We start from the raw sequence: 13,584 nt of genomic DNA, 5'->3' as shown, positions 1-13,584 counted from the left end.
TTGTATTACTAAATATTTTTGTTTAATGTAATTGCAGCTTATTAACACTGTCGCAACAGAGAGGAAAAGTAACGATGCCCCATTGTATTGTTGAGTATTCGGCGTCGATTGCCGAGCAAATTGAAGTCCCGAAGTTGTTACGGAAAACCTTTGAGATCATCCGAGATAGCGGTGAATTTGAGCCCGCCAGTATAAAATTGCGGGCAATCGCTTATGAGGATGTTTATAGCGGATTAAGTGAGCATAGCTTGGTGCATATCCGTTTATGCATTTTATCGGGACGCAGCACCCAGCAAAAGCAAGCACTCAGCGCTTCATTATTAAGCCAGTTGTCTGCTAGCTTAAATATGGTAAAAAGCCTCACCGTCGAAGTGGTCGATATGGATCGCGAAAGTTATGCCAAGCGGGTGCTTTAATCGCGGCTTGGCAATTTATCGAGCAAGGTGAGTCGGGTTAGAGCCAATTGTATGGGGGCTTCCGCTTGCTGAATAAATCGCACACAGCCAATTTCGCAGAAGAACAGCTTATCGGCCACTGGGTGAAGCGAAAATTGTAGTGTCTTATCTTGTAAGTCTTTGCATACTAATGATAAACCCTGAGGTTCCTGAGTTATCGACACATAATCCTGATGGTTACCATAGTCGCCGAGTAAGGCGTCAAATTTACCGGACACCGTTGCAGTTTGATTTGGATGCAAATTTTCTTGTTCTAACAACCACTGCCAAAAACTAGGACGGTTGTATAGCTCATCCCAAATATTGTGACCATGCTGTGGATATTGGGTAAATTGCAGGCTGGCGGTGCGTTCGAGTTGCGAGAGCTTATCGACTAGTTCTTGAGAAAAGTCTGCTGGGATGGTTTCATCTTTTAGGCCATGAGCCAGCCAAATGGGTAACTGCGCCAAGCGCTGATAGAGTTCGGCACATACTGGCCGGGCAGGCATATTCATGGACCAAGGTGCTAGGCGGTTTGGGTCTCCTGCAGCCAGTACAGCCAAAGCGGCGAACCGCTGCGGTTGTGCAAGTGCTAGGTTGAGTGCGCCAAATCCCCCCATGCTTAAACCTGTGAGGTAGACTCGGCTACGGTCGATATGATGTTGTTGTTCGAGTTCATCTAATAAACTGATTAATTCGGCGATTGCCCAGCCATTACGCCCTTTGGGAACCTGTGGGCTAACACAAATAGCATCCAGTTGATGCTGTTTTAAATAGCTGTTGGGGCCAAAATCCAGTAACAAGTGAATATCATCGCCAATTTCTCCACGGCCATGCAAAAATAATATCAACGGTAAGGCTTGATGCTTGTCGCGCTTTTTCGGCTGGCTCAACAAGTACTGATAAGAGCGCCTTTGTTGGTGGTAATGTTGTTGCAGTGAAATTTGATGAGGGTGGGGGTTATTCACGTTAAGCTCCTTGTCTTACCCAACGTGAACTATCATAGCGATTTTAGTCGCTTAAAAATAGAGACGAACCACCGATTCCACAACACAGGCAGGACGACGACAGCCTTCGATTTCTACAGTAATTTCTTTGACCAGTTCTAAACCGCGTTTTACTGGTGCCACTCGGGTGAGTCGAGTGCGTGCTCGGATCCGGTTATTCACCTTGACCGGGTAAGGGAAGCGGACTTGATTGATCCCATAATTGACCATCATTTTCGCCGAAGGATAGAGTGGTTGCTCGGGGTCGACACTCTCGGTTAATGCAGGCAGAAGAGACAAGGTTAAAAAGCCATGAGCAATGGTGGTCTTAAAGGGAGACTCTTCGGCGGCTCGCTGGGGATTGGTATGTAGCCACTGATGATCTTTGGTCACGTCTGCAAATTGGTTAATTCGCTCTTGGGTAATGGTGAGCCATTCACCCACATGCACTTCTTCCCCCAGTTGCATCGACAGTTCTTCTAGGAGTGCTTCGGCCTTGGGGTGTAATTCGATCGTTTCTTTAAAACTCGCTTGTTGCTCACTGTTGGCACTTAACTGGTATTCTCTCACCCAGTTTATCAGTTGGCTGTCATGCGCTTTATTCAGAAATTCAATCCAATGGTCACGAATAGCAGGAGATAGCCAATCTTTGAGTTCAAAGGGATTTTGAGCCAGCATTTCACGTTTTTTCTTAAGAAAATCGACAACTTTCACTTTTACTTCCTACTGCTTTTGGCTCAACAATGCCGTTATTCTAAAATATTCGACTAGTCAGTCAAATAAATATGAATTCAAATTGTAAGCGATTGTATCTAAATGTAAGCACTTACTTCTGATTTAGTCTTTTGTGTCAATGAATTATTGCGTTTTTATGTCAGCTATGGACTGTCAATAGTCGACCTGATTTCCTGCTGTTGTGATGCTGTTTCTAGGAGCGGCCGATCAATGGTGGCAGTGTTTATCTGAATAAACTATCTGGCGGCAGTGTTGGACGCTTTTCGTTGGTGATTGTCCGCTGAACTTGAGCCACTCAATGCTATCCTTTCTGCCTTGTATTCATCATTGAGCATTGCATAAAAACAACTCCCGAAGAGCAATAGGTCTTCGGGAGTGATGAGCAGTGTAAATGAATTTTACTAAATTTGCTTATTAGCGTAGCCATATTTGTAAATCACGTACGATGCGATTGCCGCTAAAAATAGGGTGCAGATCCTCAATTGGATCGAGAGCAAAATAGTCGCGCTGTTCTTCAGGGAGTGCATGATAGCTGCCCCACACCTGATATAGCCACGCTTCGGCATCCCAATTGAGCTGATGTTGTTGATAATATTCTAAAGCGGTTTGTCCTTTGGCGTGCTCGATGACCGCTAATAAATAATCTTCTACATCGCGCTTAATTTGTTGTTCTCGCAGGGTGAACTCGGCGACATTTTCTAGAGAGACCGCCTGTTCGGTATCACTGAAGGTTTGGTTGGAACGATGTTGCCGCTGGAGCTGACTCACCACCTGGAGTAGCTCATGCTCATGTTCAGAGTTATGAATATCGATGCTAGCACTGCGCATCAGCGGTGGGGCTTGGTTAAACAATGGCGCAACATCTAATTGGACCGTTGGATCGCGTGGGCTAAAATCGGGGTGCTGGGCATGGAATATCTGTAAGCCTTTGAGTAGTCGAGATTTGCCGCGTAACTCTCTAAACCGGCCAAGCAGCGTGAGTAGTCGGGTTTGCACCACAGCAAGCTCTTGAGTGCAGTCATATACTGCTTGACTGAGGGTTATCACTAACAGCCGCCTCAGTTCACGAATATCACCGGCAACTTGACTGAGGGCGTCGAAGTTCAGCAAGGATAAGCTATCGAGTAACTCGCTGACTTGTTGTTGGGCCAATTCGTTTTCGCGGATCTTGGCACTAAGACTAGGGACATAACCAAATTCGTTATTAATTCTGCTCCATAAGACTCGTGAACTATGGCGTAAGCTCTCGGTGAGGCTATAGCAATGTTCGCTTAAATCACTTAGGTAGACATCGCTGGCGGCTAAGTCATCATGATGTAAGGCTTCTTTATAGTGGGCGGCCAAGGTTTTTATGGTTTCGAGTCGAGATCCGACATTGGCATCAATCTGTCGATTACGGGTATCGCTGAGGGCCTCTTCGAGTAGGGCCCGAAGGTTAGAGCTGAGATGTAAACCCTCATCGGCAGCGGGGCGCCAAATGACACCACTTTTTAATAGTGCCTCGACTTGTTTGTTATCGAGTTTGGTTTCATCTAGCTTGCCGTTGATATAGGCATGCATCAAGCTTTCGCCATGACGAGCGAGCAGTTTAAATAATTTAAGCCCAGCCTGTTGCAGATGTTGATTCACAGTAGCGACTCCTGCTGGCCAATCGCATCCATTGCTTGTTGTTCCAAGCCTAAACCTTCAGCCTCGTCGATAAAGCTAATCACTTCGAAGATATAGTCAACCTTGGCGGTCGCAATGTAGATCTGTTTTTCTTGGTTGGGGCGAACCAAGTATCCCTGCTCACAGAGGCGTTTAAATACCTGCTTGAGTTGGCCATCCACTTGACTACTGGTTGAGCCAAATAGTCGATATTGAGCGATTTTAGTCAGTTGTTCGCGTAGCGCTGGTGTATCTTCGACCACGCTTTGTAGCTCATTGAGGCGTAATGCTGCACCAGCACTAATCGGACTATCTTGTCCAAGGGCTTCTTGGCTTAGAATCAACCATTCGGTGAGCGGTAGTAAGCTGCCTGCGATATCATTAAATTGCTGGCTAATTACCTTGTGCTCCTGATCTCCTAACTCGCGATAGGCACAGAAGTACAGTTCGCCTTCACAGGCTTTGGCTAAACGCCGATTTAATACATGCAGGTGGTTGTCGATACGTTCACGGTTGGCTTCGTTACTGAGATAACTAAAGCCATCTTCATCGCTGATCTGACAAATAAATTGGCCGCTGAGTAAGGCTTCAAGCACCCTGCCGGTTTCGCTCATCCCCGTGGCAGATAATCGACTCATGACTCTATCTCCATTTGTTTCGCTTTGGCCGCTTTCAGTTTTTGTTGTAGCAAGTTAACTCTTGGTTGTACCACTTGTAATTGGCGTTTGTCGCGGTTGATGATGTAGCGGTGAGTGAATAGATCCAATACTTCCGATTCAGGGTTGGGGAAAGCTCCTAAAATGCGGATTTGATTGTGATCACAGGCGTCAAAAATTTTCTTCACATTACTCTGGTGTAAGGTGCCTAGCTCATCAATCGGCCAGTGGATATAGGTACTGGCATTCCCTCGGAGCAAGCGAGTAAAGGCGAGTAAGAACTTACACAAGATGAGGTAAGCCATCCCGTGGCTACTGGACTCGTTGAGCTGACGGTCGGTGCGGATCACCAAGTCACTGTTGCCTTCGCGCAGCGTGAGTTCGATCAGTAATAGCCGGGATACCCCTTCTTTGAGTGCGCTGCGCCCAATAATATCTAAAGCGATCCGCATGCTGTTCGCGTAATCTTCATCGGGCAATTGGTTAAAACCTTGTTGCTGCCAAGTTTGAAAATTATCTACGAAGGTTTTTAACTCATCCCAGAATTCGAGTTCGCTAATCTTAGAACGAATTTTAACCGCTGAATCGGAGACGCCATCGAGACTTAAGTCTTCACCGATTTCACGGGTAATGCGACGGCTTTGGTTCAGGATCCGTTGGTCAATATCGCTTAAGTTTTGATAGAAGCTGCTAATGCTCATCCCTAAATTACGGCCGTGGTCGATCAGCCCTTGAACTTTTTGGGGGACCAGGCCATTGAGTAATTCGGCCAAATGAGGGACCAATTCGCGGTAGGCTAAGCTTGCTTCGCCATCTTCTTGGAGATGACGGCAAGCGGCCCGAGAGCGTTCCCAGGTTTCACTTAAATCGGAGCCAGCTTGCTGGGCTAATAAGGTGTCGAAATGGCGTACCGATTCGTTCACCTGCTCCAGTTGTTGATTGCGTTGGCTAATCCGCTGTTCTGCATCGCGAGCTCGTTCGGCAGGGGTTGCGTGTTGTGTTGCGCTGTTCGGCTCTTGCTGTGGCGTTTTAATTAAGTCCAGCTGTTTGATGCGACGAACCAAGTTTTGCGTCTGAGCATGCTGCTGTTGGCTGAATTCTTGTTGTTGCTTTAGCTCGCTTAACCGTTGTTGTTGGCTATCACGCTGTTGCTTAAAGACACTTAGTTGCTCAGCGAGTGCTTGTTTGGCAGTGGTTTGCTGTTGGCGCGCTTTTGCTAGGGCATCGTTGAGCTGAGGTTTTTGCTTGAGCCAAACCTGTTGCTGCCAAATTTTATATTCGCTGACTTCCTCGCGAAATTGTTCGGCTTCCTGGATTTGCAGGTTCAAATCACGTTTCTGCTGTGCTAAATCAACAATCAGCTGATCATCTAAGCCGAGTGCTTGTAACTCGCCGCGATACCATTGGTCCAATTGTTTGAGTGTTTGTTTTGCTTGTTGTTGGCGTTGGCTAATCGCGTCATGTGCCTGACTAACTTGCTGCGCCAGCACATCCACCTTTTCTTCCCACCAAGCCATCTTTTCTAGCTTGGCTTCTTGATGTTGTTCGCGTAGTTCTTCAAGGTAGTTTTGGTGACGGGTACTGGCCTCTTGTAAATAGCTTTTAAGCTGGCTTTGTTGCTCACGCGCGGCCGCTTGGCGCAGCTGTAAAGCCTTCGAACAATTCTCTTTAAGTAGTTGTTTTTCTTCTTGGAGGCGCTTCAATTCGTCCTCACTATTGTGGTGAGCAGCGCTGGCTTCGGCGCAGCTTAATTCCTGTTGCTGTATTGCCTTGTTATAAGTTGTTAAGTTGCTTTCTGCTTCCTGTAGTTGTGTTTGGGCCTGCTGATATTGCTGCTTGAGTTGCTCTAGTTGTTGCAGTATTTGTTGCTCGGTGGCGGCGCACTCGGGCGCTTCGATGGCTTTTAGGTCAAGGTTTAAACCAAAGAGACTGTGGGTGTCGCCGTCGTGATGTGGTTTTAGATCGCGACGAGACAACAAACTGGGGTCGATCACCTTACCAATAGAGTGTTCCCATTGCGGATGTTCGCTGCGTAAATGTGCCAATAGGCTACCATCTGCAGGATGTAAACTGGCTTTTAAGTTTTCCAGTTGTTGCTCTAGTCGACGATTTTGTTGGCTGCGATTCGCCAATTCCTGATCGGCTTGGTAACGCTGTTGTTTTAGCTGCTGTAGTTGTTCACTGTGTTGGCGTAACTGGCTCGATAAAACCTGCTGTTGTTGACGCGCTTCATCCAGCCGATTATCCATGATGTTGAGTTGCCGGCTTTCTTCTTCGGTGTGCCCCATTTGCAGGCTGCCAGCTTCCAGTTGAGCCAGCTCTAATTGGTACTGATGTTGTTGCTGCTGAAACTTTTGCTCGGCTTGGTTTACTTGGCTTTGTTGCTGTTGCTGCTCATTATTTAGATCCGCTTGCTGCTGTTGGCGCTCTTGGGTGAGCTGTTGTTGCAACTGATCTTTGTTTTTATGTAATTTATTTAAGGCCACATTGAGCTGTTCGTTAATCAGGCTCTTCCGTTGATTCAGTTCGGCTTCAATATCGCTGTGCTGCTCGGTCAACAGTTGGTGGCGTTCGCTCACCTCATTGAGCTGTTCTCGCCACTGTGGGAGTTGTTCGACAGCCATCAAGGCCTGTTCTATTTGTTTGTCTTGCCAGCTCTGGTAATTGTCTTCAATGTGATTCAATTGTCGATCGTAACTGTTTACATCGGCACTTGCTTCAGACACGGCTTGATTGAGCACTTCGCGTTGGTCTTGCCACTGGCTTTCTAGCTGACTTAAGTCCTGTTTGGTTTGGTTGAGCTGGCGTTGGCCGTGTTCACATTGGGCAAACAATTCGGCTTCATCATTTTGTAGACCCTGTTCTAGCTGTAATAGATAGCTTTCACTGTGCAACAACTGCTGGTAGATCTGCTCGAGTTTGACAAATTTGGGGCGGATAGTTGCAAACTGTTGGATGAGTCGGGTTTCTTGGATCCAGGCTTGTGCTTTATTCGCATCAACCCATGTTGGCTTTAGGGTCACGCCTTCTTCTTCCAAAATAGCGGCAATCATCGATTTGATAGTTTCCATCTTGCCTTCTTTGGAGTGCACGGCTTTTGCCAATTTTTCGATGTGACGTAAGCTATGTTTTGGATCGCACATAGTAAATTGCCGCGCATAGGCTTTGATGTCGGAATCGCCGGTATTTTGTAAGCTGCGGTCATTTTGAATAATGGCGCGATACTCTCGAGTATTAAGAAAGCGCGTGGTGGCTAAAGGTTTACCCTGATGCGTGATTTTTTTGAGTTGTTGGCCGAGCTTAGCAGGCGCGAGAAACCAGCTTCCTTGTTCGTCTTGGCGTTCAATAAAATCGTTTAACTCAAAGGGCTTGCCAATAAAACGATATTTTACCCCTTGATCTTCTCTTCCTGAAGATAACACCACTTGGGCCAGGTCACCGTTGTAGCGTTGGTATTCGTAAATAATGTAGCTGGCTTCGCGTGGCAGATACCAGCGCTCGAAGCTATCTCGGGTACTGGGTACGACTCGACTCGGGTATTCACCGTAAAATACCGGTATCAATCGCTGAAGGGTGGTTTTACCCGAGGCGTTGGTACCGCAAATATTACTATGTTGGTCGAGTTTTAATTCTACTACCCCTTGAAGGTGGGTATCGATCAAGATGATCCGCAATAGGCCAGACAAAATGCATCCTTTTAAATTAGCTAAATAAACTACGGTCAAACTACACCATAGCTACGCAGAGGCATGACCGCACGCCAGCGCAATGACGCAGTGTAACTAAGATTGCCTAGGAAGCGAAAGAGTTGCGTGTTTGGTTTGCTTAAAAATTGCGAATCAGGTGCTAAAAAGTTGCAGGCCTAGGTGCCACTAGTACTTGCAGAGCGTTCGCTGTTGTGGAATAATCCTGCGCCCTTGGGTTCTCTTACCCCAATTATCAAAAAGATAGGTCGTACTATTATGTGGTTTTTACAATTATCTGAGGCTGAACGCCGCAGTGTTTTTATCTTGGCTGTGTTTCACATTGTGACGATTGCTGCCAGTAATTATTTGGTTCAACTTCCCTTCACTATTTTTGGTTTTCACACCACTTGGGGTGCGTTTACTTTCCCGTTTATTTTTCTTGCCACCGATTTAACGGTGCGTTTATTTGGTGCCAGTCGCGCACGGAAAATCATTTTCTCGGCTATGTTACCGGCGCTGCTAGTAAGCTATCTAGTTTCAGTGTTGTTTTATCAAGGCCAATTTCAAGGTTTAGCGGGCTTGCTTACTTGGAATAGTTTTGTTGCACGGATCGCGCTCGCTAGTTTTATTGCCTATGCGGTTGGTCAGCTATTGGATGTGAAGGTATTTGACCGTTTACGCCGTTTAAAGCGCTGGTGGATAGCACCGACAGCCTCAAGTATATTCGGCAATGTAGTGGATACCTTGTTGTTTTTCGGGGTGGCTTTTTATGCCAGTAGTGATGCCTTTATGGCGCAACATTGGCTTGAAATAGCATGGGTTGATTATGGTTTTAAGTTAGCGGTTAATTTGGCTTTATTTGTGCCGCTATACGGTATGTTGCTGCACTTCTTACAAAGCCGTTTATCAGTGCTTAGTCCCGCCTAATTAATCGCAACATGGCTTGAGAGTCATCGCCAAAGAGCTGGTTACAGCTCTTATTAGAAGATTCCGAGTCTTTAAGTTTTAGGGCGGGCCTGCTCGCTTGGATGCCTACCCGTCAAAATAAAGTGCTTGCTTAGGGCTGGCCCGATTGTTTGGCTGCCATTGCTTTTTTCAACATGGCCTCGAGTTCACCGTGATGTTGCTTGGCGACCAGCGCGCTGGCGACAGCCGTTTCACGCATTAGCGTTGCGTTGAGCGCTTGAGTTTTTTGTCCCAAAGGGGTCTTGTAAAATGCAACCAACTGCGCCAGTTCTTCATCGGTGAAGTGTTTTAAATAGACTTCTGCAATTTTGGGTTTCATTTCTTCCCAGGTCAGATAATTATTGGCCCATTCGTTTAATATTGCCTGAAAGTCTTTTAAGGGCGGATTTTGTCGCATTAATGCCTTGTTTAGATTACTGCGGATAGCTGCCATTTGTTGTTCACTATCATTGAGTGCGAGCAGGTCATCAACGGGGGTCGCTTGTAGTGAGAAACTGGCAATGATTAAGGCGGCACCGATAAAGGTTTTCATAAGGTCATCCCTGATTACTATGAGAGTGTGGGCAACACAAAGTCGCACTTGATAAGGACTAAGCCTACACTGTCTAGACCAAGGGGGAAAGCATCTGCGTGGCAGTTTTAGCCTCGTTTAGGCTAGAATAAATGATTTTTAAGTCTGCAAAAGGTGTCCATGGCTAAATCGAAACCTCAAGTAAAGCTACATAGTTACGGAATTTATAATCAGTGGGATAGTGAGGCCAAGGCGCTACCACAAATTGTTGAGTTTACGCAGCGAGTTGCCGCGCAAGTGGATGTAGAGTTTGGCTTGATTGTGAATATCAAAAAAGCCAAGGGGCAAAAGTTACGTTATTGCATTTATCATCCTAATATTCCAGATGATCATGGTCGAGTCCGCCCTCCATTTGATGGGGAAGTATATGTGCGCAATAACGATTGGGACTTCTATTTAGGGGATACGATTTGGCCACCAGTGAGCAATAAGCTGGGGACGTGGCGAATGACCATCGAATTGGCTGGCCAGCTGATTGCCGATAAATCCTTTGAACTCTACCAAGACCAACCCGGAGATCCACAGCAGTTTTATCGTCGCCGAGGGATGTGAGTGTTTACTTGTATCCAAGCATTAGCCATTACGCTCCCACGCCGAGCTATTATACTGGCTTTCATGCTATTTTTTCGGTCGTTTATTTGTTAGCTAAAAGCGAGGGAGGCTGCGCTTGGATCACGAGTGGATAAAAATGCCTAGCAGTTATCGCTATAGGCTAGCCTTGGCGAAGTAGTGACGGAATAATTGATAGAAGCGAGTGACATGTATTGGTTTCTCGCCTTTATATTGATGTAAAAAATAAAAATGCCAAGCTTTTCCTCTCACCTCTGGTAGCACTCGAATGATTCGTCCGTTAGCGAGATGAGATTGTGCTAAGAACTCCGGAAAAAATGCGATCCCCATATCATGCAATACCATCTCAAGTACTGTTGCCAGTGTATTTACTCGGGCGTGATGTGTCACTTTCACTTGTCGTTTATTTGCTTGATTATTATCAAATAATTGCAATTCATCATGTTGCCAAGGGGTCGCGATAAACTGCTGTTCGATTAACTGTTCAACATTTTTTAAAGTACCATGTTGTGTGATGTAGCGAGGTGAAGCTATTAATATCTCTGATACCTTTCCTATTGATAGTGCTCGGTAGCTGCAGTCTTTTATATTTCCCCCAAAAATTGCCGCATCTAGGTTGTGCTCTATCAGATCTTGCCATTTTCCCGTGACAAGAACTTCAGGCTGAAGTTTTGGAAACTCTAAACTCAACTGTTTTAATGCAGGAATAACAATATGTTGCTCAAAAAACGGAGGGACGGATACTTTAAAGCTACCGCTAGGCTGCGATTTGGCACTATTTAACTCAATTAAGGTCATATTTAGTTGTTCGCTAAATAATTCACTGCGGGCGAGTAACGCTTCTCCAACGGCTGTTAATACAAGACCTCGAGTATTACGTATCAATAATTGTTGACCGGTTGTTTCTTCTAAGCGCTTAATTTGTTGACTAATTGCCGACTTACTCAGGCCAAGCTTGTTAGCCGCCTTCGTAAATGAACGTTGATTGGCCACTTCAACAAAAATTAATAGTAAAGGCGCTAATTTTACGCTGTTCATAAATTTAAACAGTAAGTTAATTATTGGGTTATTGTTTAGTGTTAATCGTAAGCATAAGCTATGTCAACTCAATCATTTAAGGATTTAAAAAATGACAAGTTTAGTGATCGTCGATGTGAGCCCTATAGATAAAACGCAACTATCAAAATACAGCGCCCTAGCTGCTGAAACATTGAAAGCCTTTGGTGGGCACTTCATCGCCAAAGGTGAAATAGAGAGCTTACATGGTGAAGTTAAGCACCCAATTAAAGCCGTCATCGAATTTCCAGACAAGAAAAGCGCCCAAAATTGGTATAACAGTGCAGCATATCAAGCGATTATTCCAATCCGAGAGCAAGGGATGCGCAGTCAGTTTCATCTCGTTTAAATTTGATTTAAACCGCCTGAGTGGCATGACAGAGGCTGGTTACGCTAGCTGGAGGTGAAAGACCTCCGGCTAGCCGATTATGTTGGTGGTTCCGAGGTCGCTACTCTTTGGTTTTTTCGAATGAACAGCAAGTGCTGATTGTAAAATTCACTTTCGATACAAGCATGTTGCAACGCCTTTTTGTATATTGAAGCTACAAATATATCTGCCAGACTAAAGTGTGTACCTATAGCATATCCCGATTCATTGCAGAGAGTTGCGCTTAGTCGTTCAAGGCAATGTATAATCCAATCTCCGCGGAGTTTTCGTTTAGATGGTTCATCGAGCTCAGGACGAAAAAATTTGAGCACAGTTCTATTTTGAGGTGAATGAATACTTGAGTTTACGTATTCACAAACACGACGAATATTGGTTTTTTGGTTGATATTTTGACTAAGTAAAGGACCGTTCTGAAATTTTTCCTCTAGATATTCGGCGATAGCCATCGATTCCGAAAATACAAAACCATCTACAGCCAAGGAGGGGACATAGCCAAAAGGGTTAATGGCTCGATAGCTGGTTGCCAATTCATTGGCGCTAAGCTCAATTTTTTGGTGTGGGATAGCTTTGAAATTGAGGATCCATTCTACTCTTTGCGAGCTATTTGATCCTTTCGCGCTATACAGCAATACTTCCATGTTTCCTCCGAAAGTATAAGTGTTGATTCAATAAAGTCCTTTATGCTAACAAGGGAATTTCCTATTTTAAGGCTGTTGAAGAAACTCCATATTACCACTTTCATTAGGATTTTAAGGAATTGAACGTATATCGACAAACGCTAGATGCTCATAGGAAAGGACTCGTAAAAAGCTGAAAATGAAGAATACTAACTGACCTCACCGTGAACTGGTCGTTGCTTGGGAGGATGATAATAGGCAGTGATTGCGGGCGCATCAGCAGATAAATGACTGCTGATGCGCAAGTGCTGAGTTTTATTGGCCGCGAGCGAGATAGCCAATTTGGTAATATTGTTTTTGCTCACTTGGCTGGGTGCTGGCTTGGTTGAGCCAGTTCAGCTTCAGCGAAGACCAGTTAGAGCAGTCGAAGCCAATCAGATCGGCTGTATCTGTGCTTGTTGATTCGATACAAGCGTAAGCTTGCTGCTCTGGCATCTTTATTTCACCTTCAAGTAGCCAGCTTTTCACCGAAGGGCGACCGAATTGCTCACTCAACGCGGCAAAGCCAGGACTGCGCAAAAAGCTCGCCATTGCTGAGGTATCTTTCCATAGGTAAAAAGGGGCGTAACTATTGACCGTACTGAAGTAGTCTGGACTATCTTTGATTGAATATAAATAGGCCTTGAATACTAATCCGGGGTAGCCATCGAGTAGATGGGCTTTTTCTTTAATCCTTGTTTGAATATTGACCATATTGTAATCGGCCGGAAGGATAATTCGATATTGCATGGCTAGCATAGAGCCTCCGTAGTGAATATCTGACCTTGACTAAAAGACCAATCTTCAGCGTGGTTGAAACAAATGACCATTGGCATGGAACTTACTCCTGTGGTTCGATACGAGAGAGGCTACTGACCGCCGCTGGCCAACCTGCGTAAAAAGCCAAGTGGGTGAAGAGCTCCCCCAGCTCTTCCTTGGTTAAGCTATTTTTTTCTGCCAGGGTTAAATGAAACGGCAGTTGTTCGGTTCGGCCTAAAGCTGCCAGTGCCGCTAATGTTATAAGGCTGCGCTCTCGTGGACTTAATAAGGGGCGCTGCCAAACATCAGCAAATAAGACTTGCTCGCTCAGTTGTTTTAATTTTGGGGCATAACGAAATAGTTGTTCGGTGTTGTTCATGATCTCTCCTCGAATTTTGGGATTGCTACTTGAAATACCCATTGATTCTGGCACAATGTATTGATACATAAAATCAAAACATTTTTGATTGATTG

Annotated in this window: 14 protein-coding genes; 4 read left to right on the top strand and 10 right to left on the bottom strand. The window is 45.3% G+C overall.

The features are described 5' to 3' along the window. Positions 1-74 precede the first annotated feature (74 nt). On the top strand, positions 75-416 hold the full coding sequence (locus ACRRSY_RS17935) for a 5-carboxymethyl-2-hydroxymuconate Delta-isomerase (RefSeq protein WP_432460028.1): 342 nt from the start codon (positions 75-77) through the stop codon (positions 414-416). Here the strand turns inward: ACRRSY_RS17935 and ACRRSY_RS17930 are convergent. The 5 genes from ACRRSY_RS17930 to ACRRSY_RS17910 form a co-directional block, all read right to left on the bottom strand. Continuing rightward, entirely contained in the window at positions 413-1,402 is a 990-nt protein-coding gene (locus tag ACRRSY_RS17930) for an alpha/beta hydrolase-fold protein (RefSeq protein WP_432460027.1), read from the bottom strand. The two genes, ACRRSY_RS17935 and ACRRSY_RS17930, sit on opposite strands and share 4 nt — an antisense overlap. A gap of 51 nt (positions 1,403-1,453) precedes the next feature. Further along, the gene (locus ACRRSY_RS17925) at positions 1,454-2,134 is read right to left on the bottom strand and encodes a MaoC family dehydratase (protein WP_432451895.1); all 681 of its coding nucleotides are present in this window, start codon (positions 2,132-2,134) and stop codon (positions 1,454-1,456) included. 435 nt (positions 2,135-2,569) lie between these two features. Then, complete coding sequence (locus tag ACRRSY_RS17920) at positions 2,570-3,784, bottom strand: phosphoenolpyruvate carboxylase (protein WP_432463758.1); 1,215 nt, start codon at positions 3,782-3,784, stop codon at positions 2,570-2,572. Beyond that, on the bottom strand, positions 3,781-4,440 hold the full coding sequence (locus ACRRSY_RS17915; RefSeq protein ID WP_432463757.1) for a hypothetical protein: 660 nt from the start codon (positions 4,438-4,440) through the stop codon (positions 3,781-3,783). Before ACRRSY_RS17915 ends, ACRRSY_RS17920 begins: the two co-directional genes overlap by 4 nt. Beyond that, positions 4,437-8,144 (bottom strand): ATP-binding protein, encoded by a 3,708-nt coding sequence (locus ACRRSY_RS17910; RefSeq protein ID WP_432463756.1) that lies wholly within the window; start codon positions 8,142-8,144, stop codon positions 4,437-4,439. Before ACRRSY_RS17910 ends, ACRRSY_RS17915 begins: the two co-directional genes overlap by 4 nt. Before the next feature lie 276 nt (positions 8,145-8,420). Between ACRRSY_RS17910 and ACRRSY_RS17905 the strand changes: the two genes are divergently transcribed. Beyond that, positions 8,421-9,071 carry a 7-cyano-7-deazaguanine/7-aminomethyl-7-deazaguanine transporter gene (locus ACRRSY_RS17905; RefSeq protein WP_432456145.1) on the top strand — a complete coding sequence of 217 codons (651 nt, stop codon included), beginning with the start codon at positions 8,421-8,423 and terminating at the stop codon, positions 9,069-9,071. A gap of 130 nt (positions 9,072-9,201) precedes the next feature. Here ACRRSY_RS17905 and ACRRSY_RS17900 read toward each other — a convergent pair whose 3' ends face one another. Then, complete coding sequence (locus ACRRSY_RS17900) at positions 9,202-9,642, bottom strand: DUF2059 domain-containing protein (protein WP_432451899.1); 441 nt, start codon at positions 9,640-9,642, stop codon at positions 9,202-9,204. A gap of 159 nt (positions 9,643-9,801) precedes the next feature. Between ACRRSY_RS17900 and ACRRSY_RS17895 the strand changes: the two genes are divergently transcribed. Then, complete coding sequence (locus ACRRSY_RS17895; protein WP_432451900.1) at positions 9,802-10,233, top strand: DUF3859 domain-containing protein; 432 nt, start codon at positions 9,802-9,804, stop codon at positions 10,231-10,233. Positions 10,234-10,386: 153 nt separating this feature from the next. On the opposite strand, the gene ACRRSY_RS17890 is transcribed toward ACRRSY_RS17895, so the two are convergent. Further along, positions 10,387-11,289, bottom strand: a complete 903-nt coding sequence (locus tag ACRRSY_RS17890) for a LysR family transcriptional regulator (RefSeq protein ID WP_432463755.1) — start codon at positions 11,287-11,289, stop codon at positions 10,387-10,389. A gap of 91 nt (positions 11,290-11,380) precedes the next feature. Between ACRRSY_RS17890 and ACRRSY_RS17885 the strand changes: the two genes are divergently transcribed. Continuing rightward, positions 11,381-11,656 carry a DUF1330 domain-containing protein gene (locus ACRRSY_RS17885; protein ID WP_432463754.1) on the top strand — a complete coding sequence of 92 codons (276 nt, stop codon included), beginning with the start codon at positions 11,381-11,383 and terminating at the stop codon, positions 11,654-11,656. A gap of 77 nt (positions 11,657-11,733) precedes the next feature. Here the strand turns inward: ACRRSY_RS17885 and ACRRSY_RS17880 are convergent, their stop codons facing one another. The 3 genes from ACRRSY_RS17880 to ACRRSY_RS17870 form a co-directional block, all read right to left on the bottom strand. Next, entirely contained in the window at positions 11,734-12,333 is a 600-nt protein-coding gene (locus ACRRSY_RS17880) for a glutathione S-transferase family protein (protein WP_432463753.1), read from the bottom strand. 294 nt (positions 12,334-12,627) lie between these two features. After that, positions 12,628-13,101: a DUF4865 family protein gene (locus ACRRSY_RS17875; protein ID WP_432463752.1), complete on the bottom strand. Its 474-nt coding sequence runs from the start codon at positions 13,099-13,101 to the stop codon at positions 12,628-12,630. A 91-nt stretch (positions 13,102-13,192) separates the two neighbouring features. Continuing rightward, positions 13,193-13,489 (bottom strand): carboxymuconolactone decarboxylase family protein, encoded by a 297-nt coding sequence (locus ACRRSY_RS17870; protein ID WP_432463751.1) that lies wholly within the window; start codon positions 13,487-13,489, stop codon positions 13,193-13,195. Between the last annotated feature and the right edge of the window lie 95 nt (positions 13,490-13,584).

Origin of the sequence: Agarivorans sp. QJM3NY_33 (assembly GCF_050870865.2) — a bacterium.
Classification (GTDB): Bacteria; Pseudomonadota; Gammaproteobacteria; order Enterobacterales; family Celerinatantimonadaceae; genus Agarivorans.
Note: the sequence above shows the minus strand (reverse complement) of the source record. Positions and strands in the feature narration are given on the sequence as shown.

Coding starts and splice junctions, on each gene's coding strand:
- ACRRSY_RS17935 (WP_432460028.1), top strand. CDS start 75: ATGCCCCATTGTATTGTTGAGTATTCGGCGTCGATTGCCGAGCAAATT.
- ACRRSY_RS17915 (WP_432463757.1), bottom strand. CDS start 4,440: ATGAGTCGATTATCTGCCACGGGGATGAGCGAAACCGGCAGGGTGCTT.
- ACRRSY_RS17905 (WP_432456145.1), top strand. CDS start 8,421: ATGTGGTTTTTACAATTATCTGAGGCTGAACGCCGCAGTGTTTTTATC.
- ACRRSY_RS17900 (WP_432451899.1), bottom strand. CDS start 9,642: ATGAAAACCTTTATCGGTGCCGCCTTAATCATTGCCAGTTTCTCACTA.
- ACRRSY_RS17895 (WP_432451900.1), top strand. CDS start 9,802: ATGGCTAAATCGAAACCTCAAGTAAAGCTACATAGTTACGGAATTTAT.
- ACRRSY_RS17890 (WP_432463755.1), bottom strand. CDS start 11,289: ATGAACAGCGTAAAATTAGCGCCTTTACTATTAATTTTTGTTGAAGTG.
- ACRRSY_RS17885 (WP_432463754.1), top strand. CDS start 11,381: ATGACAAGTTTAGTGATCGTCGATGTGAGCCCTATAGATAAAACGCAA.
- ACRRSY_RS17880 (WP_432463753.1), bottom strand. CDS start 12,333: ATGGAAGTATTGCTGTATAGCGCGAAAGGATCAAATAGCTCGCAAAGA.
- ACRRSY_RS17875 (WP_432463752.1), bottom strand. CDS start 13,101: ATGCAATATCGAATTATCCTTCCGGCCGATTACAATATGGTCAATATT.
- ACRRSY_RS17870 (WP_432463751.1), bottom strand. CDS start 13,489: ATGAACAACACCGAACAACTATTTCGTTATGCCCCAAAATTAAAACAA.